Below are 23,749 nucleotides of genomic sequence, written 5' to 3' on the forward strand. Positions count from 1 at the left end.
GCCCCCGTGACTTCGTTAAGCGATTCGGACTAGGCTGTAGGACTGACACGGGGTGCCGCGCATCGAGCCGGCTGAGATCCAAACCCGTCGAACCTGTCCGGTTAGCACCGGCGAAGGGATGTCTCTCGTGGCTTCACCTGTTCTGCTTTCACCTGTTCTGACTTCACCGTTTCTGCCCTCCGTGCCGCGTCGCGCCGGGCGCCGGATCCCGCGGGTGCTGGCTATTGCAGGTTCGGACCCCTCCGGCGGCGCCGGGATCCAGGCCGACCTGAAAAGCATTGCCGCGCACGGCGGCTACGGCATGGCCGCGATCACGGCCCTCACGGCCCAGAACACCCGCGGCGTCAGCGCCGTCCACGTTCCGCCGGCGTCGTTCCTGACCGCCCAGCTGGACGCGCTGAGCGGGGACATCGGCATCGACGCCGTCAAAATCGGCATGCTGGGGGACGCCACCGTGATCGCTGCCGTCCGCGGCTGGCTTGAACAGGCCCGGCCCGGCGTCGTGGTCCTGGATCCGGTGATGGTGGCGACGAGCGGCGACCGGCTCCTGCAGGAAACGGCGGAGGCCGCCCTGCACGCGCTGCTGCCCCTCGCGGACCTGGTCACACCCAATCTCGCCGAACTGGCCATCCTCCTCCGGGAACCCGTCGCAGCCGACTGGGCCGAGGCCCTTGACCAGGGCAAACGGCTCGCCGCCCTGACCGGCACGACGGTACTCGTGAAGGGCGGCCATCTGGGCCGCAGCGCCGGTGGAGATGACCACAACGACGACGACGGCTGCCCCGATGCGCTCGTCAACACAGTGGGGCTCCTGGACCAGGAGACGGTGGTGGTGACCGGCGCACGCGTGCCCACCGGCAACAGCCACGGCACCGGATGCTCCTTGTCCTCGGCGCTGGCCACGGTGCAGGCCCGGGTGGGGGACTGGGAGGCGGCGCTGCGCGAGGTCAAGCCCTGGCTGACGGGTGCGCTGCGTGCCTCGGACCGCCTCGACGTCGGAACGGGCAACGGTCCGGTGCACCATTTCCACCACGTGCAGCATCTGACCGAAGACCAGGGCGGCACAGACCAGATGAATACCGGGCACCGCGTTCCGGACGAGGGGGAGTTCGCCGCTGCCCTCGGGAACAGTGCCGCGGCGGACCTTGACGCGATCTATGGCCTGGCGTTCATCCAGGGCCTGGCCGACGGCACGCTGGCCGAGAAGGATTTCGCCTACTATCTGGCCCAGGACGCCCTCTATCTCAATGGCTACTCGCGGGTGCTGGCCCGGGCGGCAGCCATCGCACCTTCCGAAGCCGAACAGCTTTTCTGGGCCCGCTCCGCGCAGCAGTGCCTTGAAGTCGAATCGGAGCTGCACCGGAACTGGCTCAGCACACGGGCCGTGGAGGTGAAGCTGGGCCCCGTCACGAAATCCTACGTGGACCATCTGCTGGCCGCCACGGTCTCCGGCAGCTACGGCGTCCTGGTCGCAGCCGCCCTGCCGTGCTTCTGGCTGTATGCCGAGGTCGGCGCAACACTCCATGCGCAGTTCCTGGCGGCCGGCGCCCCGGAAGGTCATCCCTACGCCGAATGGCTGCGGACCTACGCCGACGAGGACTTTGCCGCGGCGACGCGGCAGGCCATCGCACTGACGGATCAGGCGGCGCGGCGCGCTTCCGCCAGCGAGCGGGACGCCATGGCGGCGGCCTTCAGGCAGTCGGCCCGCTACGAGGTCGAGTTCTTCGACGCGCCGAGGCTGCACGCCTGAGCACGGCCTCCCCGGCCAGCCTGTACGATGGTGAGGCACGGTTCCGGGAGTCGTTGCAGGACCGCTCTGTCCTGATTGAATGAAGTCTTGATTGAATGAAGTCTTGATCGAGTTGCGTTCATCACGCACGGCCCCTCCGGAACCAGCCTCATTTGCGGCCGAAGGCAAAATTAGCGTAGTCTAGGTCTTCGGTGCTTACGCCAACACTTGGGTTATGACCTTGAGGATCACGTCATTCGATATCGAATGGCATTGTCCACGGGATAGCTCATGGGTTCCCCCGGGGAATCCACCGGCGTAGAGGCACAGCGTGAGCCAGCCAAACAATTTGGACCAGGTTCCGCACGCAAATCTAGTAATAAACGTCGAGAGAAGTGAGTTCCCCAGTGGTGTACGCGATTGTCCGCGCAGGCGGCCGCCAAGAGAAGGTTTCCGTTGGAGACTTCGTTACCCTGAACCGCGTCCCCGGTGGAGCCGGCAGCACCTTTGAGTTGCCCGCACTGCTCCTGGTAGACGGTGACAAGGTCACGTCTGCTGCTGCGGACCTGGCCAAGGTAACGGTTACGGCTGAGATCCTCGAAGACCTTCGTGGTCCGAAGATCGTCATCCAGAAGTTCAAGAACAAGACCGGTTACAAGAAGCGCCAGGGCCACCGTCAGGAATTGACCAAGGTCAAGATCACCGGTATCAAGTAACTCTTCGTTACTGTTCAGGTTCCAGCAGATTCCCCAGAATTTTTGAAGGCAGGCATTTCAGATGGCACATAAAAAAGGCGCGAGTTCCACTCGCAACGGTCGTGACTCCAACGCCCAGTACCTCGGCGTCAAGCGCTTCGGCGGCCAGGTAGTTTCCGCAGGCGAGATCATCGTCCGCCAGCGCGGCACCCACTTCCACCCGGGCGCCGGCGTCGGCCGCGGCGGGGACGACACCCTGTTCGCCCTGGCCCCCGGTGCAGTCCAGTTCGGCACCCGCCGTGGTCGTCGCGTTGTGAACATCGTGACTGCTGCAGCTGCAGAGTAGCTACAAGTTCTAAATCGGTGGGGCGGGCCATTTGGTCCGCTCCACTGTTCTTTTAACCGCATTACAATCATCTTGGTGTCTTTGGACGTCCAGGAAACAGCACTGAGGAGATCCACGTGGCGAGCTTTGTAGACCGGGTAGTACTGCACGTATCCGGCGGTACCGGCGGCCACGGCTGTGTCTCCGTTCACCGCGAGAAGTTCAAGCCCCTCGGCGGTCCCGACGGCGGCAACGGCGGCAACGGCGGCGACGTCATCCTGCGCGTTGACCCCCAGACGACCACCCTGCTCGACTACCACCACGCCCCGCACCGGCACGCCACCAACGGCGGCCCCGGCATGGGCGACTGGCGCGGCGGCAAGAACGGCGAAACCCTGATCCTGCCGGTGCCCGTGGGCACCGTGGTGAAGTCCAAGTCCGGCGAAGTCCTCGCCGACCTCGTGGGCGAAGGCGCCGAATACATCGCTGCCGCCGGCGGCATCGGGGGCCTCGGCAATGCCTCGCTCTCCTCCCAGAAGCGCCGCGCCCCCGGCTTCGCGCTGCTCGGCATCGAAGGCGAATCCAGCGACGTCGTCCTGGAACTGAAGTCCATTGCTGACATCGCGCTCGTCGGCTTCCCCTCCGCCGGCAAATCCAGCCTGATCGCCGCCATGTCCGCGGCCCGGCCCAAGATCGCCGACTACCCCTTCACCACCCTGATCCCGAACCTGGGCGTCGTGCAGGCCGGCGAGGTCCGCTTTACCATCGCAGACGTCCCGGGCCTGATCGAGGGTGCCAGCGAGGGCAAGGGCCTCGGCCACCACTTCCTCCGCCACGTTGAGCGCTGTGCCGCCCTCGTCCACGTGCTGGACTGCGGCACGCTCGAATCGGACCGCGATCCGCTGTCCGACCTCGCCATCATCGAAGCGGAGCTTGAGAAGTACGCCGTGGACATGAGCTACAGCGGAGCCGACGGCGAAGTCGTTCCGCTGAACCACCGCCCCCGCCTCGTCGCCCTGAACAAGGTGGACCTGCCGGACGGCAAGGACATGGCCGAGTTCGTCCGCCCGGAACTCGAATCCCGCGGCTACAGCGTCTTCGAGATCTCGGCCACGAGCCACGAGGGCCTGCGCCAGCTCGGCTTCGCCATGGCGGAAATCGTCCAGGCCGCCCGCGACGCTCTCGCCGCAGCGCCGCCGAAGGTACATGCCCCTGTGCTCAAGCCCCGCGCGGTGAACGAATCCGGCTTCAAGATCCGCCGCGAGGAGAAGAACCTGGAACCGCTGTTCCGCGTGCTCGGCGACAAGCCCGTGCGCTGGGTCAAGCAGACCGACTTCACCAACGAGGAAGCGATCGGCTACCTCGCCGACCGCCTTGCCAAGCTGGGCGTCGAAAACGAACTGTTCAAGCAGGGCGCCCTGCCCGGCGACACCGTGGTCATCGGCGAGGACGACGGCGTCGTCTTCGACTGGGAGCCGACCATGATGGCAGGTGCCGAACTGCTGGCATCCCCGCGCGGCACGGACGTGCGTTTCGCCGATATCGGTGACCGCCCGACCCGTGGGCAGAAGCGCGACGAGCAGGTCGAACGCCGCGAGGCCAAGGCCGCAGCCCGCGCCGAGCTCGAAGCCGAGCGCAAGGCCGGCATCTGGACCGAATCCGTCAGCGGACGCCGGGCCGCCAAGCCGCTCAAGGAGAGTGGACTGGGCGCAGCAGATGACGAGTAAGACCGTCATCGTGCCCGGTTCATCCGTCACCCCGGAGCGTGCAGCCCCGGACCGTCCGGCTCCGGACCGTTCAGCCCCGGACCGTCCGGCTCCGGACCGTGCAGTGCTGTCCGGAGCCAGCCGGATCGTGGTCAAGGTCGGTTCCTCCTCGCTGACCAGCATCAAGGGCGGCATCTCGGAAGAGGCCCTGACGGACCTCGCCGATGCCTTGGCGCACAAACACAACGAAGGCGCGGAGATCATCCTGGTGTCCTCCGGTGCGATCGCCGCCGGGCTCGCCCCGCTCGGGCTGGACAAGCGCCCCCGCGACCTCGCCACCCAGCAGGCCGCGGCGAGCGTGGGCCAGGGTCTCCTGATGGCCCGGTACACGCACGCCTTCGGCGCCCACGGCGTCACGGTCAGCCAGGTGCTGCTGACGGCCGACGACTTCATGCGCCGCAGCCAGCACACCAACGCCTTCCGGGCCCTGAACCGGCTGCTGAACCTCGGCGTCGTGCCCGTGGTCAACGAAAACGACACCGTGGCCACCCACGAGATCCGGTTCGGCGACAACGACCGCCTCGCAGCCCTCGTGGCGCACCTCGTGCGCGCCGACGCGCTGGTGCTCCTCTCCGACGTCGACTCGCTGTACGACGGTCCACCCTCGCACGGCGCCAAGCGGATCCCGCACGTCACGGGCCCGCACGACCTCGACGGCGTCTCCATCGGCAGCCCCGGCAAGGCCGGGGTGGGCACCGGCGGAATGGTCACCAAGGTGGAGGCGGCCATGATCGCCGCAGGCTCCGGAATCCATGCCCTCGTGACCTCCACGTCCAATGCGGCCGCCGCGTTGGCGGGCCAGGATGTGGGAACCTGGTTCTCGGTCAACGGCTCCCGTAAGCCGATCCGCCTCCTCTGGCTGGCGCACCTGGCGTCGGTGCAGGGCACCCTCGTGCTCGACGACGGCGCCGTCAGGGCCGTGCGCGACCGCCACACGTCCCTGCTGCCAGCTGGCATCACCGCCGTCCAGGGCTCCTTCGAAGCCGGCGACGCCGTCGAGATGGTATCCCCGGACGGCACCGTGATCGCCCGCGGGCTGGTCAACTACGCCGCCGACGAGCTTCCGCAGATGCTCGGCCGGTCCACCAGGGAACTTGGCAAGACCCTGGGCCGCGGATATGACCGCGTAGTTGTTCATGTTGACGATCTGGTGCTGGTCTAAGCCTCCCGCTCGCCTAAACTGGAAGCATGACTGAGGCCCTGACCCCCCGATCTGCCGTGCTCGCCGAGAAGCTGTTTGCCGAAGGTCTGATCCCTGCGGACGGACCGTCGGCAGGCGCCCGCGAGGTTCCGGCAGCCCTGGAGGCGACTTCGGAGCAGACTTCTGGTGCAGGCGGGGCAGCCGACGTCGAGGCCGCCGTCCACGCAATCGCCGACCGCTCCCGCCACGCCGCCCGCCGGATGGCCCGCGCCAACCGCGCCTGGAAGGACCGTGGCTTGCGGGCAATCGCCACCGCGCTGCTGGAGCGCACGAGCCAGGTCCTGGCCGCCAACGCCAAGGACGTTGCCGCGGGGCGGGCCAACGGCACCTCCGCTGCCCTGCTGGACCGGCTCACCCTCACCGACGCCCGGGTTAAGGCCCTCGCCGCCGCCCTGGAGAACCTCGCCACCCTTCCGGATCCGGTGGGGAATGTGGTGCGCGGCCAGACGCTGCCCAACGGGCTGCGGCTGCGCCAGATCAACGTGCCGATGGGCGTCGTCGCCGCCATCTATGAGGCGCGGCCCAACGTGACGGTGGATATCGCCGGGCTGGGCCTCAAGAGCGGCAACGCCGTCATCCTGCGCGGCGGAACCGCCGCGGCCGCCACCAACGCCGCCCTGGTCACCATCCTCCGCGACGCGCTGGAATCCGTGGGCCTGCCGGCCGACGCCGTGCAGACGGTGGACCAGTACGGCCGCGAAGGCGCGAACGTCCTGATGCGCGCCCGGGGCAGGGTGGACGTCCTGATTCCCCGCGGCGGCCGCGAACTGATCCAGTCCGTTGTGATGAATGCCTCGGTGCCGGTCATCGAGACGGGGGAGGGCAATGTCCACATCTTTTTGGACGCCTCAGCGAACGAGGACATGGCCGTGGAGATCCTGCTGAACGCCAAGACCCAGCGGCCCAGCGTCTGCAACACCGTGGAAACCCTGCTGGTGCACTCCGGCTCCACCGCGCTGCCCGCCGTGGCCGCGGCCCTGCGCGCCGCGGGCGTCACCCTGCACACCGACGAGCGGATCCGCGCAGCGCTGCCGGCGTCCGTCGACTCAGTGCCCGCCACGGACGTGGACTGGGCCACCGAATACTTGGACCTGGACCTGGCCGTGGCCATGGTGGACAGCCTGGACGACGCCGTCAGGCACATCCGCGCGTGGTCCACCGGACACACTGAGGCCATCCTGACCAACGACCTCGCCAACGCCGAGCGCTTCATCGCGGAGGTCGATTCGGCCGCCGTGATCGTGAATGCTTCCACCCGCTTCACCGACGGCGGCGAGCTGGGCCTGGGGGCCGAGGTGGGGATATCCACCCAGAAGCTGCACGCACGCGGCCCGATGGGATTGACCGAACTGACCACCACCAAGTGGATCGTGCAGGGCGAGGGCCAGATCAGGGCGTAGCAACGCTGTAACATGGAACAGAAGTCCGGAACGGCGGGGACAAGCGCCGTCGTCAAATTTTAAAGTCTAGGGGAGAACATGCTGTCGCAGCAGATCGCCACAATCATCGCCGCCGCTGGCGAATCCGGGCACGAGGAACTCGCGCCGCTCATTGCACCGCCGTTCGTCATCGGCGGCTCGATGTTCGCTATCCTCCTCGTGCTGATGTTCATCACGCTGTCCTACTCCAGTCTGGGCAGGCGCCACGAGGCCGTCGACGAGCACTCGGATCCGCACCGCCAGCACCCGAACAAGCACGATCACGGCCAAGGCCACTGATATTTCCGCCACCGTGAAGCAGCGCGGCGCCAAACGCCGCCTGCGTCTGGGTGTGATGGGCGGCACGTTCGATCCGATCCATCACGGCCACCTTGTCGCGGCCAGTGAGGTCGCGGCCAAGTTCAACCTGGACGAAGTGGTGTTTGTGCCGACCGGCCAGCCGTGGCAGAAGACGGCGAGAAAGGTCAGCGAGGCCGAGCACAGGTACCTCATGACCGTCATCGCCACGGCTTCGAACCCCCGCTTCACCGTCAGCAGGGTGGACGTGGACCGGCCCGGACCCACCTACACGATCGATACGCTGCGAGACCTGCGTACGCTCCGCCCCGACGCCGATCTCTTCTTCATCACCGGCGCGGACGCCCTGGCCCAGATTCTTTCCTGGAAAGACATCGACGAGCTGTGGTCGCTCGCGCACTTCGTCGGGGTCACCCGGCCCGGGCACGTGCTGGACGGCATGGGCCGGAAGGACGTCAGCCTGCTCGAAGTCCCGGCCATGGCCATCTCCTCCACGGACTGCCGCACGAGGGTGGCGGCCGGAAATCCGGTCTGGTACCTCGTGCCCGACGGCGTGGTCCAGTACATCGCCAAATATGGACTGTACGACGGCGACACGGACCCCGTGGCCGACGCAGCGGCGGACCCGGAGGGAAGTGCTGCCGGCATCGAAGCGGAGAACGAAGCCGCCCGGTACAGCCGGGCTACCGAAATAAGCCAACCAGCCAGCACTGAATGAGTTTGCAATGAGTCAGGAACAGCCTCCCGTCCGCAGCCGTCGCGAATTGCGACAGGCTAGAGATGAACGCCCGGAAGCGGGCCAGGAGCCGGGTACCGCGGCTCCCGGCGAGGTTGACCCTGCCACAAAAAAGCCGGCCGCGAAGGCTGCAACGCCCAGACCGGCTACCCCAGTTGACCCCGGCGAACCGACGCCGGCCGACGTCGCGGGACGGAGCCGGAGGGTAGCTGACGGGCCCGTGGATTCGGTGCGGAACCCCGGCGGCTCCGAACGGTCCTCGCAGGCCCGCGCGCGGGACCGCGCCGCGCTCCGCACGATCAAGGAGCTCGCCGAAAAAGAGGGTCACCTCGCCGGCGGCGGTCCGCCCACCCGGCGCCAGCTGAGGCTTCTGCAGCTGGCAGCCGAAACCGCGCCCGCCACCGCGGCCAACCTGATTGTCCCCGCGTCACCGCGGACCCGGGCCACCCCGGTAGTCGGCCAGCCTGCGTCCAAGCCCGCCGCCGCCGAGGCTGCCGGAGCCAAGGAGCAGGCAGCCACAGACCAGGCAGCCCCACCGGCCCCCGCCAAGGGCGCGAAGGACACCGGTAAGAAGGACACCGGTAAGAAGGACGGCACCGGCAGGCCCGGTGCCGCGGACCAGCTGCCTCAGGGGATGACCGTCGAGCAGGCCTTGGCCGCTCGCGAACTCCTGGCCCAGCAGGCTCAGAACCAGCTGGCCAAGATGGAGCACATCGAGGCCACTGACCCGGGGGCGGTCGATCCTGATGTGCTGGCTGAGCAGATCGCCCTGGCCGAGCGGGCCGCGGTGCTCAACCGCCGGGCCGCCGCCAAGCAGAAGCTGGCCGAACAGAACAACCAGCCGGCACCGCCGCGGAACGATCCCTCGACCGCCAGCAACCTGGCCATGGTCACACCCTTGGAATTTGAGCAGGTCCCCGGCGTGGAGCGGCCCATCATGAAACGCCCTGCCACGTCCTACGTTCCGGTCGTCACGAATCCAGGTCCCCGGGTTGAAGATCGCCGGAAGTCCGGCAGCCGCCGTCCCGGTTCGTCCCGGCAGCGCTCAGTCCCGGCGACCGGCCGCGCCGGTGTGCTGGCCCGTGCAGAGGCTGCCGCGAGTGCCGCGTCCGGAGCAGCTCCGCGGGCGAATCCGGCCGCAGCCAGTCCGGTCCCGCCGGCGTCGGAGGAGGAGTTCGCCGGCAGGGCCCCGGTGGCCGCAAACACTGCCTACGGCCTCGATCCCCTCGACGCGGCCACGGCCGGCCTTGGCCGGGCCCGGCGCCTCCGCATGCTGCAGCTGGGCGTGCTGGCCCTGGGCGTTCTCGCGCTGATCGTCGGAATCACGCTGATCATCTCCGGTCTCGCAAGCTAGTCCCGCAAGCTGCGGCCGCTCAGCCTCACCCCCAAGCATTTTCACAAGAGCTTTTTCACCCCAACAAGGAGTCCCGTGACTGCAACAGAATCATCCATCGCCACAGCCCGCCACGCAGCCCGAGCTGCCTCGGAGAAACTCGCCGACGACATTGTCGCCCTTGACGTCAGCGAGCGGCTGGCCCTGGCCGACGTCTTCCTGATCGCCTCGGCACCGTCCGAACGCCAGGTCAACGCCATCGTTGACGGCATCGAAGAAGAACTCACCAAGTTCGACCTCAAGCCGACCCGCCGCGAAGGCCGCTCCGGTGGCCGCTGGGTCCTGCTGGACTACGGCGACATCGTCATCCACGTCCAGCACGAGGAAGACCGCGTGTTCTACGCCCTGGAGCGACTCTGGAAGGACTGCCCCGTCGTGGACCTGCAGCTGGGCGACGACGCGTCAGCCAAAGCCACTGCCGCCTCCGAAACGGAGTAACAGTTTGGCGCAGCCTTCAGACCAAAGCGTGAATATGCCCGATTTGGAATTTTCCGAGAGGCTGTTCTAAGATATTTGAGTTGCTTCGGAGAGATCCGGACGAAAAGCCGGAGCCGGCAGCGTAAGCTGACGGAGTCGGAGCAGCGAAAATTCGGGGCTGTGGCGCAGCTGGTAGCGCACCTGCATGGCATGCAGGGGGTCAGGGGTTCGAGTCCCCTCAGCTCCACAAGATGATCCGCCGGAATCGTAAAGATTCCGGCGGATATTTTTGTGCCCGGATCCGGATAGTTCCGGCCGGTCCGGGCTTTTCTGGCAGCCCGGCGCGCCGATTCGCGTCAGCGGGAAATGTGGTTTAAGATAATCAGGTTGCTTCCGGGAAGACGGTTCTTCCCAGCACACTTCGGGGCTGTGGCGCAGCTGGTAGCGCACCTGCATGGCATGCAGGGGGTCAGGGGTTCGAGTCCCCTCAGCTCCACCATAGAGGCCTTACTCGAAACATGGACCAAGTTCATGGCATCGAGTAAGGCCTCGACTGTTTGGAAATGAGAAGAGCCACCCGGTTGGGTGGCTCTTTTGTTTTCTCCGGTGTTCTCGGCGTAGATCTGCCGGGCGTGTTCGCGGATCTTGTCCGGGTCTTTCAATCCGCTCGCAATCAGGTTCTGGGTTCTTTGGACGGTCAGGAGCTCGGCGAACGGCTCGTGCAGCACGTGAGCGCTGACATTGTCTTCTTCGATCAGGAGCTTGACGAACAGGGCCTGGTTGAGCGATCGCCGTTGTTCATCGTCACAGCGGCTGTAGAGCTCCTGCGGTTCCTCCAGGAGTTCCAGGCAGGCGTCGATGAGGGCGACGCCGACGCCGAGGTCTTCCACGACGCCGTTCATGCGCTCTGTGAGCTTCTCGCGCTGTCCGGCGATGTCCCGGAGTCTTGTGCGGACTTGATCGCGGGGGAGAGTGCCGTCGGCGGCCAGATCGATGAGGTTTCCTTCCTTGACGTTGAGGCTCTCGATCTGCTCATTCAGTTGCTTCTTGAGCAGGCGCGCGGATCCTTCGCTGTCGCCGAGGACGTCGTAGATGTGTGACCGGACGCTGGCAATGAACTCGCGTGTGAATCTCACCTGTGAGTAGTGCCGGAGGACGGCGTCTTCGGCAATGCGGGTATTGATGTAGGGCTCCTTGCAGGTTCCTTCCTGGGCTCCGCGGCAGAAGAAGTAGGTGTATTCGTTGCCTTTGGTGCGGGTTTTCTGGATGATCATGCGACGGCTGTCGCCTTTTCGGTGGCAGCGGCCGCAGTAGAGAGTGCCTTTGAGGTAATGGTGATGGATGCGGCGGCGTTCGCCGGCAGCCGTCCGGGTGGCCATAACACGCTGTACTTCGGCGAACGTCTCGTCGTCGATGATCGCCTCGTGGCGTCCGTCATACTCCTGCCCCTTGTAGGTGATGTAACCGAGGTAGTAGCGATTGCGGAACATCTGGGCGATTTTACTGACGGAGACCTGCTGGCTGGGCCGCCGAGCGGTGGGACGGCTGAACAGGCCTCGGTCGCCCAGCTCGTCGGCGAGGTCGGCCAGCGTGTAGTCGCCGGTCGCGTATAGCTCAAAGGCGAGCTTTACGAGCGGTGCGCGTACCTCGTCGATTTCCACTGCACGGATTTCGCGGCCTTCGACGCGGTCGATGGAGTTGGTGTAGCCCAGGGGAGCACGGCTGACGGTGCCGCCCTTTTTTGCCTTTTCGCCCATTTTGTAGGCGATGTCGGCACCATCCTCACGTGACCGGTATTCGTTGAACGCGGCCAGGATGCCGTGCATCAGCTGGCCCACCGGTGTTTCATCGATAGACTCGGTGGCGCTGATCAGAGTCACGCCTCGCTTGCGCAGGTCGGCCATCACGACGGCGTCGTCGTAGCGGTTTCGGGACAGGCGCGAGAGTTTGTGGACGATGATGTAATCGATGTCTTTTTCATGTCTGACGCGCTCGAGCATCTGCTGAAACGAAATCCGGTTGACCATGGTGGTGCCGGACTTGCCTGGTTCGACGTATTCATCGATGACGGTCAGGCCGAGCTGTTCCGCTTTCTTCTGGCAGGCGACTCTTTGGGCGGGGATCGAGATGCCCTCGGGATCGTAGTCGGTATTGACCTGGCCCATGCTGGACACCCGTAGGTACAGAACCGCGCGTTTCCCTGTCAGCGGGTCGTCCGGCAGCTTGTCGCGCATGGGGTCGGCATAGCCCAGCAGCGGTTCCTCGTAGAGTTCGTCGTTTAGTTCGGCGGTCATGGCCGTTTCTCCTCTATTTTGAGTGGGTGGTTGGCTACGGTCGGTCCCGTGGGTGATGGCACAGGCTGTGTGTCTGGCCATGGATTACGGAGCTGGTTCACGGCATTCCGCAGACCATGCCGCAGGGCCGTCAGCTGCTCCCACCTGCCGAGCATGCAGGGTGTCAGTGGCCCGACTCTTTGGTGGCTAGTTTTGACGGCAACCGCTCCCAATATCTGCGTACTGATGCGCGTGCTCAGCGCCCCAATAACGGGGGTCGCCGACGGTGTGCTGATGAGAAACATCAAACTCTTAAGCAGGGTGTCGAGGGTTCGAGTCCCTCCTGGCCCTCCAGGGGTGAAACGCAAGTTTTCACCAACAGAATTCATTTTTGACGGATAGTTTTGACGGCTACCGTTGCCGTCATCCCCAAACACCAGCGATCGTCCTACTTCTTCGAGGGCGATTTTTTGGCCTTCAATGTCGGCGTGCTGGTAGAGCTGTTGCGTGGTGGTGACGTTGGAGTGTCCGAGAATCAGCTGGGCATCCCGGGCGGGAACGCCCAGATTCTTCAGCAGCGTCGCGGCGCTGTGCCGGATGTGATGAACCGTTATCCACGGCAACCCGGCGTCTTCACGGATCTGATGAAACGTCCGGACGAAGTTCTTGGGATCGATTGGTGTCCCTGCTTGGCTGGTGAAAACCAGAGTGTTGGCCAGTGGCCCGTCCGGGGCCACGGTACCGGCCTCTGGATCAAATCCGGCCCTTTGGGCGGCTTTGGCCAGAGCGGCCCACACAGGGGCGATGAGGGGCAGATCCCGGCGACCGGCAGCAGTCTTCACTGGTCCTTGGGTGAGGACGCCGCTGACTCTTTGCAGCTGTTGGCGGACATGAAGCCGATTCTTGTCGAAGTCCACGTCGCGCCAGCGGAGTCCGAGGACTTCACCCCGGCGCATCCCGTAGACGCAGAGGATGAGGTAGGCGCCGAACCAGGGCGAGTCTTTTGCTGTTTCCAGGAATTGAGTGACCTGCTCCGGTCCCCAGGTGCTGATCTCCTTGCGCTCCCAGCGGGGCATGTCCACAAGGCTGGCGACATTTCGGGGGATGAGCTCTTCGCGGATGGCCCGGTTCAGGGCGGCGCGCAGTACGGATCTGGATAGTTGGATAGTTCGGCTTGATTTCCCTTCGGCCTGCATGTGGTTGATCACGGCTTGAAACTGCCGGACGCTGAGGTCGCGAAGATGCGTTGTGCCGATGTGGGGCTTGAGGTGGACTCGGACAGCCATCTCGTAGAGTTCGATGGTGCGGGGACGATTTTTATGGGCGACGACTTCGGTCATCCAGTAGTCCAGATAGTCGCTAACCGTCCAGCTCTTGTCGGCCATGAGGATGCCCTTTTGTGCTTCGGCCAGGCGCTCCACCAGTTTTCGGCGTGCTGTGGCTCGACCGGTACTTACCACCCTGAACCGTTTCGTCTGACCGGACACTGTCTTTTGGTAGGCACAGGCCTCCCATCGTCCGTCTTTCCTCTGGTAGATACTTCCTTCGCCGTTACCGTTTCTCTTGGCCATGTTTTCCTCCTTCCGGTTCATATTGACTGCGGACAAATCGCTCGACTTCGTCCGCTGGCACCAGATGCCGGGTGCGCACGAAGACGGAGCCGAGCTGCTTCGAATGGATGAGTGAGTAGACCGACCACTTGCTCACGCGGAGTGCCAAGGCCACTTCCGGAATGGTCAGGAGCCGAGGAAGCCCGTTATTGCCCTGGGCTTTGATCCCGCTTGGAGCCTTGTCGGGTATTTCGTAGCTGACGGATTTCGGAGTCCGGGGCGTGGTCATGACGTCCCCCTGACCGATCTGCTCGTCGTTGAGGGGGTCAACCCGGTGTCGCGGAGTCTCTGTTCGATGCAGGTTTCGCTGGCCCCGAAATATGCGCTCATCACGGCGACGCTGGGAAGACGCGCTGCGGCTTGCCGCAATTGATCCTCGGGAACGAGAGAACAAGCAGCAAAGTAGTCTGCCGATTGTTCCTGCTGTTTTGCTGCCTCGGCGGGACTCCCGGTGTACAGCTGGCCCGCGAGCGGATGGTCAATGATGTGCTTGAGCTCGTGCAGCACGGCGAATCGCCGGTCTGCTTCGAAGTCGTTGCCGTTGAGCTCAATATGCCAGGAGCCTGCGCCCCAGTAGACCGTGCCTGCGACAGGCAACACGTCGTTGATGTGAACGTCCACCCTCGGGATCTGGACAAGTAGGCCGATGTCAAAGCGCCCCTCGGCTGACTGCAGCAGTTCGCGCAAGCAGGTAGCCTGCGTTACTGCCAGCTGCATGATGGTCTCGGTGCCGCAGATGGCTGGCAGGGCCAATGACCGGAGTGATTTCAGGATTGGTTCAGTTTGGTTTTCGGAATGAGAAGAACGGTTGGGTGGGCGGCGTTGCTGGCTGTTCATCGCCGATGTCTTCATCCGTTCCTCCCGAGGTCTGCCGCTTGTTATGCGGTTTCCTCGTCCTCTCCGGGAAGTGGCCCGTTGAGGTCGATGCCATGCTTGTCCACGGTCTGTTGGAAGTAGTTGTCGATTTCCGCGACTGCGTATTCCGGAAGCGCAGTGTATTTGCTGCGAAGGAACGCCGTCAGGCTCGGCAGATCGTATGGCACGGTGTAGCCGGCCATGGCGAAGACATCGGCATGAGGCAGCCCCAAGGCATCGGCCATTGAGGTCAGGGTTGTCGGGCGGGGTGATTTGAGCTTGCCCTGCTCGAGCCGCACCAAGGTTGCTATGTCGATACCGGCGGCTCGACATAGTCCACGTGCTGAAAGCCTTGCTTGCTTTCGCTCGTCCTGGATATATTGTCCGAATTGTTGTGCGCGAATTTGGTCCATTTATGGGGTGCTCCTCTTGTAACCCCATTTTACCTAAATTGATGGTTAAAGTCAGCAATTGTAGACCATTCCGCAACACCCAGCTGTTCGCCCATCGTGAATTATTCGATTTCAACGGCGGTGACAATTTATGCCATTTGATTCTATTTGATAAATACATGGAATTGTCCTCCCATCTTGACGATGTCCCAGGTGTTGCGTGCGATGCGTTCGACCTGCACGCGGTCGAGGCTGACCAGCTCTTCGATGCCGCGTTCGGCGGCGAACGCCTGGAGGTCGGACTCCCACTCGAGAACCTCGGTGAGCTCGTCGATGACACGGGTCATGTCCGGATAGGACGCCACATAGAACTCATGGAAGTTCTCTTCGAGCTTCGGATCAGTGGCGTAGACGCCAGCCAGGGTCAGGTAGGCCCGGAAGGCCGTGCCGAAGTAGTTGATGAGCTCCCGGGACTTGGCTATCGCTGCGTCGACGGTGTCAGGCGAATCTGCGGTGGAAATCTTGACGGAGAATCCGCCCTCCGGGGTCTGCTGGATGATAGTCAGGTGCTCGCTGTGTTCGACGGGTTCGTCCCGGCTCAGCTCGTCGGCTGCGAGGAAGGTGCCGAGCCAGATGATCCATTCCCGGACGCCGATCGGACAATCCTGCGTGGAGTAAATGCTCATGTATTCGGTTCGCATCAGGGGCCGGTTGACAACGCCGTTTTCGGCAAATTCCTGCAGGGCGGGCGTCTCGGCCGGGCTGCTTGACGTGAGGTACGCGGCAATCGTTCGTGCCGTTTCCGGGTCTACTTCCGTCCCTTTTTCCTTTGCCTCGGCAATGCCTTGTTCGATGGTTGCCTCGGCTGCCAAGTATTCTTCAGCGGCTTTGGCTTCGTTGTCATCGGGGGTTTGTGAGTGTTCCATGGGTGGTGGCTCCTTTCGCTGTTGCAGTTGTAGCTTCAATTCGGGCGTTGACGTAGTCGATCAGGGCTTGGCAGCCGGACTCCCCGCGAGACGATGACGAAGTTTTCAAGAGTTCCTTGGCTGCGGTTTGGGCGTCGAGGCGCCCGGTTGCTGCGAAGGTGCAGAGGGCGGAGTCGATGCCGTGGTGGTAGCAGGCAGCGAGTAGCCGGGCGGCGTTGAGGGGAACGGGCTTGCCGGTGGTGAGTGCTTCGGCAATGTGTGCGTCGAGCCGGTGGACGATGAACGGGTTGCGGACCCCCGCCGGACGACTCTGGGTGTTGGTGAATTGGGTAGTCATTGGTGTCTCCTTTCAGAATGAAATTGGTGAGCGTCAGTGGTTTCGGCTGGTGGCGGTGGTCCGTGGACCTCATTGCCAGCAGCGATGAAGTCGTCGAAGGCTGCGACGGTGACGACGCGGAACAGTTCCGGGGCCAGGGCCTTATCGGAAGCCAACGCCGACCTGATCGCTGTCTCGCGGCTGGCGTCGGGAACAACCCAGATGACGGCCGGAAAGACCTCGTGCTCGGCCTGGTGGGCGCCAGTGGCGGCGTAGCGCTGGTAGACGTGGGCCTTTCGGATGACGGCAGGAATATGTTCACTGGCGAGATCCGCTTCAAGAAACCATTCATCTTCGAAGTCGCCGGAGGCGGTGACGGCATAGAGATCGGGTTTCAACCATTCCCGCGCTCCGTGGCGGCCAAGGAATGTCCTCCAGCAAGACGGCTCAGTTTGTAACCGGGCCACCTCGAAGCGGCCAGTGGTGGACGCCTCATGTAGGCGAACGGCGAGTTCCGCAACAGTGAGCGTGTGGGTGATGAAGGCCATCGAGGGTTCGACGTAGCGTCGACGAGGCCCGCCGCTGAGTGACCGCAGGAGCGACTCACCGCCCGGGCCGAGGTGGTACGCCATTCCGGCCGACCCCTGGCGCACCCCACCGACGCGTTGCCGGATCTTTGTCACCAGCCCGCGCTGCTGGAGCCTGTTCATCACCCTCGTGGTGGCTCGGGTGGCGGCCGAGAGAGTGGCGTGGCCGTTGGCGAAGTGCAAGCGCTGGATCAGACGGGTGGTGAGGAGCCGATGAGCGTGCAGGGAGCGCAGGATGGCCAGATCGCGGTCAGAGAGGCTGTCGATCAGGCCTGCTGCTGTGCGGGCGCTCATACGGCGGCTCCTCGGGTCAGCGCCCGGCGGCCAACCTGACCCCTGTTACAGGGGTCAGTCCCATCCAACAGGGAGCGGACAACGGCCACCACGGGGCAAACTGGCGTCAACGTCGGCATCGTGGCTGGATGGGCGGCTGGACGGGTGACCGGAGCGTCCGGGATGCAACGGTGGGCTCTCATGGTCGCCTCCGTTTCCGGCCGACGGGGCCAGCGGGAGAGGCTGCTTCGGGCATTGCTTCGGGCGTTTGGGTCGGCAGTATCGATGGTCGAGCTACGGCAGGATCCGGCAGCGGAGCGGGCTGGTAATTTCGTACGCTGGCTGCCAGCACTGCTGCCGAATCGGAGATGGCCGCACGTGCTGGGAGAGTGGCCACTGATGCCCAGCCGGAAGGACTCCCGTTCGCGACCAGATTCACGTAGGCGTGGTACTTGGGTAGCTCGACGAAATCGTCTTCGGTCAGCTGCCGCGCTTTGCGGGCGAAATATTTGGCATCGTCGGGCTCCTGGGCGAAGACGATTTTGTTCCTGGCATTGGTTGAGACGGCGTCACGGATTTCGGTTGGGAATTGGGTCGGGTACTGCGTGGCCAGATGCCATCCGACGCCGAGTGACCTGCTCTGGTTGAGTGCATCCGCAAGTGATACCGGGAGGTGCAAGAATCTGTGGGCTTCATCGACGAAGATCATGCCTGGACGCTTGTGAGGGTCTTTTTCTGCTGCCCGTTCCTGCGTGGCCTGCCACAGCTCAGCAATGACCAATGACCCCAGCAGGGATGCGGTCCCTTCCCCGATCAGGCCCTCGTTTAGAGGTACCAGGACGATCTTCTTCTCCCGGAAGACGTTGCGTAGATTGACCGGGGGATGGGGCTGACCCAACATGCGCACAAGCGAGGGCCGCAGCAGCAACTGGCGCAGCTTGTTGAATGGTGCGGCCACGGCAGAGGCTTGGGCAGCCGGTGAAAGGTTTTCGTACCAGGCCCAGAATCCGGCCAGACCGACGTCGGATTGCAGCCTGCCGACCAGGGCACGACGAAATGCCGTATCAGTCAGCAACCGCGGGATATCCATGAGGGTGGATGGCTGCCCGGACGTGCTGGTGCGAGTCAGGGTCCGAAGACACGCCGAGTAAATGTCCTCGGTGCGGGGGCCCCAGCCCTCATGAAAGACCGCCTTGAATACAGCCAACAGACCGTCGGCGATAACATCCGGATCTCGACCGTCGCTCACCGCCAGCGGATTGAACCCCACAGGGTTGGTGCTGCTGGCATCCAGCGCCACAACATCGTTCAGCCGGTCCGCCGGAATGTGCCTAGTCACGCTGTCGATGGCGAGCTGCTTCTTGGGATCAATAACGACGACGGCCAATCCAGCCGTGACGTCGGCAGCAATTAGGTTTTCGAGGGCCGTCGACTTGCCAGAGCCCGTCGGGCCATAGGCGATCGTGTGCATCAAAGCATCGGCACTCGACACACCCAGCTTTCGGGTGTCGCCGGGAAGCGTGCTGGTAGCGAAGACGCGTTCGCCGGTATGCATTGCCTTCGCCGCTGGCAATTGTTTCGGGTGGGCAGACGCGACACCCGGCAGTTCGTCCTCGACTATTGGCCATGCGAGCAAGGCAGCGAGTTCTTGGCCTGACAGCCGTAGCGGCCAGCGCCAAGGTAGCTTGCCGCCATCGATGCGATCGGGCTGCTCGAATTTGAGGTCCATGTGCTGGCCGGGTCCTTGAAGGATGCGAAGTGCGCTGAACAAGCCAATTGCCAGGCGGCGGCGTCTTGTGGGATCAGCGGAGCGCACCCCGATGCGAATCGTTGCGTGGACGCCGTGCTGTTCGTCCCGTTGTCGGCGACGGCTGCGCTCATCTGCCGGCGCACCGGGCACTTCACCCAGCAGGGGCTGCCACCAAGGGGTCATGATCGAAGGGGCCTTCTCGGGCAGAACACGGGGTGCCGTCCGAGGCCCGATGACGACCTGCAGGACGAGGGCTTCGTCTTTACCTATCTGGGCGGACAACGCGGAGAGGATGGCTCGGGTGGCTTCACCGGTGGTGCCGGTGTGAAGTGGCAGCCCGCTCGGGCGGAGCACAAGCCGGCGAGCTTTCTCAAGCCCGAGCCTGGGTTGGCTTAGACCGTTCAGGAGCGCACCGGGTATGAAGTCCGCGAGCAATTTGCGTATGCGATGCATGTCCGTTGCACGGCAGCCCAGTAGGAAGCGCACACACTCCTGTTCTCCCCGCGCTTCGAATACAACGCGGGCGGCGTCCTGGTCACTCGCCAGCCGCGAGATGAACTGTCCAACGGCGGCCGGGGCGAGCGGACGTGGCAAGTAGAGCTCTGAGAAGACCACCCCGTCGTTACTGGTCATTCTGATCTTCTCCCTCATGAGATTGCTGGGCTTGGGCTTCACGTTGTGCCCTGGCCAGGCTGAGTAGTGCTTGGCAGAAGTGGGTCAGTTCCGGGGGATCCCGGCGCAGGCTGCGTACGACGAACCGGCGTGGTTCACGCTGTGTACGGCTGCGTGTTCGGTTTTTTCGAGGCATGGGATTCCTCCTTTCGGGTGAATGAATTCTGCCGTTTGCTGATTGTCGTCAGCAGGCGGTGCAGATAGTTATTGATGATTTCGGGCATCAGGTCAATATGGTTTGTAAAAAGCACAACGATCCTGCCTGGAAATATCGGATGCACAATTCACCACCGGTCTTTGCGAAGGCGAAGAATGGAGAGTGCGATCCAGACAATGGCGCCGAGCAGAATGGCGGCGAAAATGTACGGCAGGGCCTGCTGGATGAACCCCCAGGCAAGGTTGAGGAGAATGACGGAACCGAAGATGAGCAGGCTGATGTGCCAGAGCCATTCGAACGGTCCGCGTGCCGGGTCCTTCTTGCCGGCCATCTCAGACCGCCTGCTGGGCGCTGTCATGGCTGAAATCTGAGGGCACCGGGTAACCCGGAATGGAGATGTCAGAGTCGACTTCATTTCCCCACACGCTCCACGGTTTGTCGCTCGGCGGCTGACGTCGGGCAAACAGTTCAAGGTAAGGCCCCGGGGATACCCGTTCGATGACCGCGAACTGCTCTTCTGGCTTGTGGCTGTGATCCTGCAGTGGTGCGAACATCCAGGTCGGCTGTGAACGGAACTGCACCGGAGCTTTGCCGCGCGTTGCAAATATGAGGTGCTCGGTCGCGTTACGGAGGTACACACCGAGGGTGAACCGTGGTTTGATCCACGTGAGCGGCGACCTCGGCGTGAAGCCCCAGGACTCGATGACGTCATAGCCAGCACGCAGCGTGGCGTTGGTTACCCAGAACCACAGGTGAGCGTCGTCTTCCGCTATTTCGGCAACGGGCATCGCCTCGAGCTGGTCCAAGGTCATGAGGTCGTAGTGGGCAATGGCGCCGCGGGCACCCTTCTGCTCGACGTCCCACGGGCAGTCGGCGAGGATGGTCCGGAACTTCGGCCCCTCATAGGGTGCTATCGGGCTGGCGCTGTGATCGGTGTTCATGGTTGTGTCCTTTCTGAGCCTGCTTTTCGGTGCAGTCATCCACGGCGTGGGGTGGAGGACTTGGTTTGCCAGAAGTTTGGCGTGGGCTCTGGCTGTACTTAAGACCAGATGCCGTGGCTGGTAAATCGTCCGGTCGCTTGACCTGCCGGGCGACGCGTCGCGCGACCGGACGGGTACGACGAGGGGCAGGCACTCGCTTCGTGACAGATAGCTGGCGGTGTTGTGACTGGTGTGGAATTCACAACGCGTCCAGCATGGATAGTCGTATCAGCTGACCAGCTCCCGGCCTTGCCGGTGGAGCGTCAGGCTGTCGAACACGGTCCGGGCCAGGCTGCCTCTCGGCGAGTTCGGAGTAATGGTCACCGTCTGGATGGCCGGATCGAGTACGTCCGCTGGCGGAGTATTGCGGAGCCCGACGGCGCGAACGGTGCCGGGGAAGCTGTCCAGCTTAGAGAACAGTTCAAGTACGTTGTTGTCGAAGAGTTTCCAGTCGGTCAGGACGGTCAGGGAGAGGCCGTGATCCGGGTACTGTTCGGCCAGGGATTCAGCCTTAGCGAGGCTGGCTCCGAGCAGACTGGCTCCGGCCGCATCCGGGGGGAGGCGGAGACCGGTAGCTAATTGCCGGCGTCCGGCCCGGGTGAGCGGCGTCGGTTGGACGCATCCCATGGTGGGAGTATCGAAGTGGATGATCGCCGCCAGGCATTCCCTGCAGCTGCAATGCCGCCCAACGACTTCGAGCGCCCGCCGTGCTTCCTCGTAGCGGTTGCTGAGCGGATCGTTGCCGACCGGACCAGACAGACTTCCCGAGTCGTCAAAGACAAACAGGTTGAGCGTGGGCGCCTTCGGGCAGCGCCCGGGATAACCGAGCCGGATCCGACCAGCCCTACGAGTGCTTTCTGCTGTTGGGGCCGTGGCGAGTATCGCCGGTGGACGGAGGCTGCTGGGCAGCGTGGGCGAGGCTTTCACGTTGCTTCCCCTGGCGTTGCCTTTGGCTGGCGCCGGTGTCGGGACACCGGGCCAACAGCGGCGGCTACGCCGTCTTCGGGGCGAGCTGTGGTAAGTGGGCGCTTGCTGGTGCTCTGTCCATGCCCGACGACTCCCGGGTTGGCGGTCAGGGATTGGTATTTCATGGCCCGGACGTGGTGGGCGGCGGCCTGACCGCGAAGCGTGTGTTCCTCGGTCAGGGAGCTGACCATCTCTTGGGAGTGTGCCCGGCGGCGTAACGGCGCGGCCCGGCCCAAGCGGCGGTGCCGCCGCACGGCCTGGCGAAAGGTCCTCTGTGCGACGGAGATGAGGTCAGCCACTTCGTCGGCATGGGAGTAGCTGTTAATGAACGAGGCCAGCGCGGTGGCGGCGGCCAGGGTACCGAACAGGAGCCCCGCCAGGCCGCCCTCGATACTCGCACGGAGCCCGAAAACCCCTAAGGCGACCAGGAAAACGATGGTTCCTGCCAACCAGGCCACGACCTTGAGGAGCGAGTCCCCAGCCGAGGTGTCGTCGAAGAAGCGCCGGTAGTGTTTTTCATCGTCGGTCAGATCGTCCGGGTCACGCCGGCGCTGCCGGGCCATACGCAACTCTTTGAGGTCGTGCCCGGCCGAACCGGCCGTCAAGGCGGCGAGGCCGGTGGCCATGGCCTGGCCGACGGCGATCCAGATCTCCTCACCGAGGAGGATGGCCGCCCCGGCGACACCGACCGCATCGCCGAGACCCAGCACGGTCCACCCGATCCAGTAACGGAAGTTGTGGTGCGGGCCGCGTTGCACCCAGGGGAGCAGCGTCTTTTGGCAGTGTTCGTAGGACTGCTTGCTGGTGGTGAGCAGGCTGGCTGACTCGTGGAGGAGGAACTGTTGGGTCTCGGCGGCAGTGCCTAGACCCAGGGCGGCCGCAGCGTGCGCGCGGCTCGCCTCTTCGCCTTTGGCGGGCCACAGGTGTTCTTGCTCGGACGCGAGCTCGTCGAAGCCGCGCTCCATCCATGTTCCGGCGGAGATCGTCTCCGGGGTTGTGACTGCTGCGGCCTCGTCCACGCGCTGCAGGTTAACAACAGCTGCCGGACTGGCCATGACGCGGGCAGGGTCGCCAGCGACGGGACGACCGGATGTACCGGGGAGAAAGCGATGCAGGATCGCCATGGTCATCAGCCCCCAGCCGGGGTGTAGTCGGTGACGCTGACGCAGGTGGTGGCCCCGGTGCGCGAGCAGAGGGCATCGTAGAAGGCTTTCATGCCGGTAATGACATTCGTGGGGGCGCTGTCCTGGCCTGCTGTCTTCCCAATCCCAGCGACCGTGATTGTGGCCCCGGGCAGCTGGGGAATATCCACCTGCGCCGCCAGTGCGGTGGCCTCCGCCTCCGTCAGCGCCCGGTCGCCCAGCACGAAGCCAGCGTTCTGGTAGCCATCGGTCAGCAGCACCAGGTTCAGGTGCCGGTTGCCGCCCAGCTGCTGGAGGTACTCGTGTCCCAGCTGGTACTGGGCGACGATATCCGTCCCGCCGGGCGTCAGAGTGCGTGCCTTCTCTGTATAGGCCTCGCTCACCGCTGTCATGACCTCCTCTGTGGCCTGCGGGACACGGCGCAGCCGCGCGTTCTCGGTCGAGCCGGGCATCTGCAAGTCTCCGTCATACAAGCTGACTGTTGCGGCGCTGCTGGCCGAGAACACCACCACGCTGAGGTGGCCTCCGCAAACGGCCGTCCGGCGGACGAGATCCTGGAGTGCCGCCGCATACGATTCGGGTATGGCGTCGGAGCGGACGGTGCCGCTGACATCGATCGACGCGCGGCTGGCCAAGGGGCTAGCCGGGCAAGATGCCAGCGTCTGTTTGTTGACAGTGAGGCCGCCGCTGCCGGAGCCGCTCGAGCATGCAGCGAGTGCGGCGATAACGAGGATGGTGCCAGTGATGACGGCGCCGTTCTTCTTCCGATGAATAGTTATTGCAACCATTGGGAGTCCTAAGCTCGATCTGTTTTGGGATTCTTTGCGATGTCTGGGGCAGAAATACCGCCCC

The 23,749-nt window shown here is 64.1% G+C and carries 25 protein-coding genes, 2 tRNA genes, 1 pseudogene and 1 riboswitch; of the genes and pseudogenes, 13 read left to right on the plus strand and 15 right to left on the minus strand.

What is annotated here, in order from left to right; translation table 11 throughout:
• The first annotated feature begins 38 nt into the window (after window positions 1–38).
• Window positions 39–136: riboswitch (TPP riboswitch) on the plus strand.
• The 13 genes from ACVWZ8_RS16575 (at window position 119) to ACVWZ8_RS16635 (ending at window position 11,098) form a co-directional block, all read left to right on the plus strand.
• A complete protein-coding gene (locus ACVWZ8_RS16575; protein ID WP_456505217.1) occupies window positions 119–1,750 on the plus strand; it encodes a bifunctional hydroxymethylpyrimidine kinase/phosphomethylpyrimidine kinase in 1,632 nt (543 codons plus the stop codon). (Overlaps the previous riboswitch by 18 nt.)
• A gap of 386 nt (window positions 1,751–2,136) precedes the next feature.
• Complete coding sequence (rplU, locus tag ACVWZ8_RS16580; protein ID WP_018773353.1) at window positions 2,137–2,445, plus strand: 50S ribosomal protein L21; 309 nt, start codon at window positions 2,137–2,139, stop codon at window positions 2,443–2,445.
• A gap of 61 nt (window positions 2,446–2,506) precedes the next feature.
• A complete protein-coding gene (gene rpmA / locus ACVWZ8_RS16585; RefSeq protein ID WP_354243581.1) occupies window positions 2,507–2,770 on the plus strand; it encodes a 50S ribosomal protein L27 in 264 nt (87 codons plus the stop codon).
• A gap of 116 nt (window positions 2,771–2,886) precedes the next feature.
• Window positions 2,887–4,476: a GTPase ObgE gene (gene obgE, locus ACVWZ8_RS16590; protein WP_426978280.1), complete on the plus strand. Its 1,590-nt coding sequence runs from the start codon at window positions 2,887–2,889 to the stop codon at window positions 4,474–4,476.
• Window positions 4,466–5,677 carry a glutamate 5-kinase gene (proB, locus tag ACVWZ8_RS16595; RefSeq protein ID WP_456505218.1) on the plus strand — a complete coding sequence of 404 codons (1,212 nt, stop codon included), beginning with the start codon at window positions 4,466–4,468 and terminating at the stop codon, window positions 5,675–5,677. The genes obgE and proB overlap by 11 nt, the downstream gene beginning before the upstream one ends.
• A 26-nt stretch (window positions 5,678–5,703) precedes the next feature.
• Entirely contained in the window at window positions 5,704–7,116 is a 1,413-nt protein-coding gene (locus tag ACVWZ8_RS16600) for a glutamate-5-semialdehyde dehydrogenase (protein WP_456505219.1), read from the plus strand.
• Window positions 7,117–7,194: 78 nt separating this feature from the next.
• Window positions 7,195–7,434 carry a hypothetical protein gene (locus ACVWZ8_RS16605; RefSeq protein ID WP_426978277.1) on the plus strand — a complete coding sequence of 80 codons (240 nt, stop codon included), beginning with the start codon at window positions 7,195–7,197 and terminating at the stop codon, window positions 7,432–7,434.
• A gap of 55 nt (window positions 7,435–7,489) precedes the next feature.
• Entirely contained in the window at window positions 7,490–8,170 is a 681-nt protein-coding gene (gene nadD / locus ACVWZ8_RS16610; RefSeq protein WP_456505969.1) for a nicotinate-nucleotide adenylyltransferase, read from the plus strand.
• Window positions 8,171–8,177: 7 nt separating this feature from the next.
• Window positions 8,178–9,542, plus strand: a complete 1,365-nt coding sequence (locus ACVWZ8_RS16615; protein WP_456505220.1) for a hypothetical protein — start codon at window positions 8,178–8,180, stop codon at window positions 9,540–9,542.
• 75 nt (window positions 9,543–9,617) lie between these two features.
• Window positions 9,618–10,019: a ribosome silencing factor gene (rsfS, locus tag ACVWZ8_RS16620; protein WP_426978274.1), complete on the plus strand. Its 402-nt coding sequence runs from the start codon at window positions 9,618–9,620 to the stop codon at window positions 10,017–10,019.
• A gap of 153 nt (window positions 10,020–10,172) precedes the next feature.
• Window positions 10,173–10,245: transfer RNA gene (locus ACVWZ8_RS16625), tRNA-Ala, on the plus strand.
• A 176-nt stretch (window positions 10,246–10,421) separates the two neighbouring features.
• Window positions 10,422–10,497, plus strand: a tRNA-Ala gene (locus ACVWZ8_RS16630).
• Window positions 10,498–10,687: 190 nt separating this feature from the next.
• Window positions 10,688–11,098 carry a hypothetical protein gene (locus ACVWZ8_RS16635; RefSeq protein WP_456505221.1) on the plus strand — a complete coding sequence of 137 codons (411 nt, stop codon included), beginning with the start codon at window positions 10,688–10,690 and terminating at the stop codon, window positions 11,096–11,098.
• 102 nt (window positions 11,099–11,200) lie between these two features.
• Here the strand turns inward: ACVWZ8_RS16635 and ACVWZ8_RS16640 are convergent.
• The 15 genes and pseudogenes from ACVWZ8_RS16640 to ACVWZ8_RS16710 form a co-directional block, all read right to left on the minus strand.
• Window positions 11,201–12,373 (minus strand): annotated as a pseudogene (locus ACVWZ8_RS16640) (recombinase family protein); the annotation flags it as partial.
• Window positions 12,289–13,842 (minus strand): tyrosine-type recombinase/integrase, encoded by a 1,554-nt coding sequence (locus ACVWZ8_RS16645; RefSeq protein ID WP_456505222.1) that lies wholly within the window; start codon window positions 13,840–13,842, stop codon window positions 12,289–12,291. The gene ACVWZ8_RS16645 and the pseudogene ACVWZ8_RS16640, both read right to left, overlap by 85 nt.
• The gene (locus ACVWZ8_RS16650; RefSeq protein ID WP_456505223.1) at window positions 13,823–14,110 is read right to left on the minus strand and encodes a helix-turn-helix domain-containing protein; all 288 of its coding nucleotides are present in this window, start codon (window positions 14,108–14,110) and stop codon (window positions 13,823–13,825) included. The genes ACVWZ8_RS16645 and ACVWZ8_RS16650 overlap by 20 nt, the downstream gene beginning before the upstream one ends.
• Window positions 14,107–14,718, minus strand: a complete 612-nt coding sequence (locus ACVWZ8_RS16655; protein WP_456505224.1) for an ImmA/IrrE family metallo-endopeptidase — start codon at window positions 14,716–14,718, stop codon at window positions 14,107–14,109. The genes ACVWZ8_RS16650 and ACVWZ8_RS16655 overlap by 4 nt, the downstream gene beginning before the upstream one ends.
• Window positions 14,719–14,759: 41 nt before the next feature.
• Window positions 14,760–15,149, minus strand: coding sequence for a helix-turn-helix domain-containing protein (locus ACVWZ8_RS16660; protein ID WP_456505225.1), 390 nt, complete (start codon window positions 15,147–15,149; stop codon window positions 14,760–14,762).
• Between the two features lie 143 nt (window positions 15,150–15,292).
• Window positions 15,293–16,054 (minus strand): hypothetical protein, encoded by a 762-nt coding sequence (locus ACVWZ8_RS16665; RefSeq protein WP_456505226.1) that lies wholly within the window; start codon window positions 16,052–16,054, stop codon window positions 15,293–15,295.
• Entirely contained in the window at window positions 16,029–16,391 is a 363-nt protein-coding gene (locus tag ACVWZ8_RS16670) for a hypothetical protein (RefSeq protein ID WP_456505227.1), read from the minus strand. The genes ACVWZ8_RS16665 and ACVWZ8_RS16670 overlap by 26 nt, the downstream gene beginning before the upstream one ends.
• Window positions 16,388–17,251 (minus strand): replication-relaxation family protein, encoded by an 864-nt coding sequence (locus ACVWZ8_RS16675; protein WP_456505228.1) that lies wholly within the window; start codon window positions 17,249–17,251, stop codon window positions 16,388–16,390. The genes ACVWZ8_RS16670 and ACVWZ8_RS16675 overlap by 4 nt, the downstream gene beginning before the upstream one ends.
• Window positions 17,252–17,429: 178 nt before the next feature.
• Window positions 17,430–19,613, minus strand: coding sequence for a type IV secretory system conjugative DNA transfer family protein (locus ACVWZ8_RS16680; protein ID WP_456505229.1), 2,184 nt, complete (start codon window positions 19,611–19,613; stop codon window positions 17,430–17,432).
• Window positions 19,614–19,747: 134 nt separating this feature from the next.
• Complete coding sequence (locus ACVWZ8_RS16685) at window positions 19,748–19,876, minus strand: hypothetical protein (protein ID WP_456505230.1); 129 nt, start codon at window positions 19,874–19,876, stop codon at window positions 19,748–19,750.
• 60 nt (window positions 19,877–19,936) lie between these two features.
• Entirely contained in the window at window positions 19,937–20,140 is a 204-nt protein-coding gene (locus ACVWZ8_RS16690) for a hypothetical protein (RefSeq protein ID WP_456505231.1), read from the minus strand.
• A gap of 1 nt (window position 20,141) precedes the next feature.
• Window positions 20,142–20,750 (minus strand): MT-A70 family methyltransferase, encoded by a 609-nt coding sequence (locus ACVWZ8_RS16695; protein WP_456505232.1) that lies wholly within the window; start codon window positions 20,748–20,750, stop codon window positions 20,142–20,144.
• 267 nt (window positions 20,751–21,017) lie between these two features.
• Window positions 21,018–21,416 (minus strand): hypothetical protein, encoded by a 399-nt coding sequence (locus ACVWZ8_RS16700; protein WP_456505233.1) that lies wholly within the window; start codon window positions 21,414–21,416, stop codon window positions 21,018–21,020.
• Between the two features lie 296 nt (window positions 21,417–21,712).
• The gene (locus ACVWZ8_RS16705) at window positions 21,713–22,810 is read right to left on the minus strand and encodes a hypothetical protein (protein WP_456505234.1); all 1,098 of its coding nucleotides are present in this window, start codon (window positions 22,808–22,810) and stop codon (window positions 21,713–21,715) included.
• Between the two features lie 74 nt (window positions 22,811–22,884).
• Window positions 22,885–23,685, minus strand: coding sequence for a hypothetical protein (locus tag ACVWZ8_RS16710; protein WP_456505235.1), 801 nt, complete (start codon window positions 23,683–23,685; stop codon window positions 22,885–22,887).
• Window positions 23,686–23,749 lie beyond the last annotated feature (64 nt).

The organism is Arthrobacter sp. UYCu723, assembly GCF_054059215.1.

Coding starts and splice junctions, on each gene's coding strand:
- ACVWZ8_RS16575 (WP_456505217.1), top strand. CDS start 119: ATGTCTCTCGTGGCTTCACCTGTTCTGCTTTCACCTGTTCTGACTTCA.
- rpmA (WP_354243581.1), top strand. CDS start 2,507: ATGGCACATAAAAAAGGCGCGAGTTCCACTCGCAACGGTCGTGACTCC.
- proB (WP_456505218.1), top strand. CDS start 4,466: ATGACGAGTAAGACCGTCATCGTGCCCGGTTCATCCGTCACCCCGGAG.
- ACVWZ8_RS16600 (WP_456505219.1), top strand. CDS start 5,704: ATGACTGAGGCCCTGACCCCCCGATCTGCCGTGCTCGCCGAGAAGCTG.
- ACVWZ8_RS16605 (WP_426978277.1), top strand. CDS start 7,195: ATGCTGTCGCAGCAGATCGCCACAATCATCGCCGCCGCTGGCGAATCC.
- nadD (WP_456505969.1), top strand. CDS start 7,490: ATGGGCGGCACGTTCGATCCGATCCATCACGGCCACCTTGTCGCGGCC.
- ACVWZ8_RS16615 (WP_456505220.1), top strand. CDS start 8,178: ATGAGTCAGGAACAGCCTCCCGTCCGCAGCCGTCGCGAATTGCGACAG.
- ACVWZ8_RS16645 (WP_456505222.1), bottom strand. CDS start 13,842: ATGGCCAAGAGAAACGGTAACGGCGAAGGAAGTATCTACCAGAGGAAA.
- ACVWZ8_RS16650 (WP_456505223.1), bottom strand. CDS start 14,110: ATGACCACGCCCCGGACTCCGAAATCCGTCAGCTACGAAATACCCGAC.
- ACVWZ8_RS16655 (WP_456505224.1), bottom strand. CDS start 14,718: ATGAACAGCCAGCAACGCCGCCCACCCAACCGTTCTTCTCATTCCGAA.
- ACVWZ8_RS16660 (WP_456505225.1), bottom strand. CDS start 15,149: ATGGACCAAATTCGCGCACAACAATTCGGACAATATATCCAGGACGAG.
- ACVWZ8_RS16665 (WP_456505226.1), bottom strand. CDS start 16,054: ATGGAACACTCACAAACCCCCGATGACAACGAAGCCAAAGCCGCTGAA.
- ACVWZ8_RS16670 (WP_456505227.1), bottom strand. CDS start 16,391: ATGACTACCCAATTCACCAACACCCAGAGTCGTCCGGCGGGGGTCCGC.
- ACVWZ8_RS16675 (WP_456505228.1), bottom strand. CDS start 17,251: ATGAGCGCCCGCACAGCAGCAGGCCTGATCGACAGCCTCTCTGACCGC.
- ACVWZ8_RS16680 (WP_456505229.1), bottom strand. CDS start 19,613: ATGACCAGTAACGACGGGGTGGTCTTCTCAGAGCTCTACTTGCCACGT.
- ACVWZ8_RS16685 (WP_456505230.1), bottom strand. CDS start 19,876: ATGCCCGAAATCATCAATAACTATCTGCACCGCCTGCTGACGACAATC.
- ACVWZ8_RS16690 (WP_456505231.1), bottom strand. CDS start 20,140: ATGGCCGGCAAGAAGGACCCGGCACGCGGACCGTTCGAATGGCTCTGG.
- ACVWZ8_RS16695 (WP_456505232.1), bottom strand. CDS start 20,750: ATGAACACCGATCACAGCGCCAGCCCGATAGCACCCTATGAGGGGCCG.
- ACVWZ8_RS16700 (WP_456505233.1), bottom strand. CDS start 21,416: ATGGGATGCGTCCAACCGACGCCGCTCACCCGGGCCGGACGCCGGCAA.
- ACVWZ8_RS16705 (WP_456505234.1), bottom strand. CDS start 22,810: ATGGCCAGTCCGGCAGCTGTTGTTAACCTGCAGCGCGTGGACGAGGCC.
- ACVWZ8_RS16710 (WP_456505235.1), bottom strand. CDS start 23,685: ATGGTTGCAATAACTATTCATCGGAAGAAGAACGGCGCCGTCATCACT.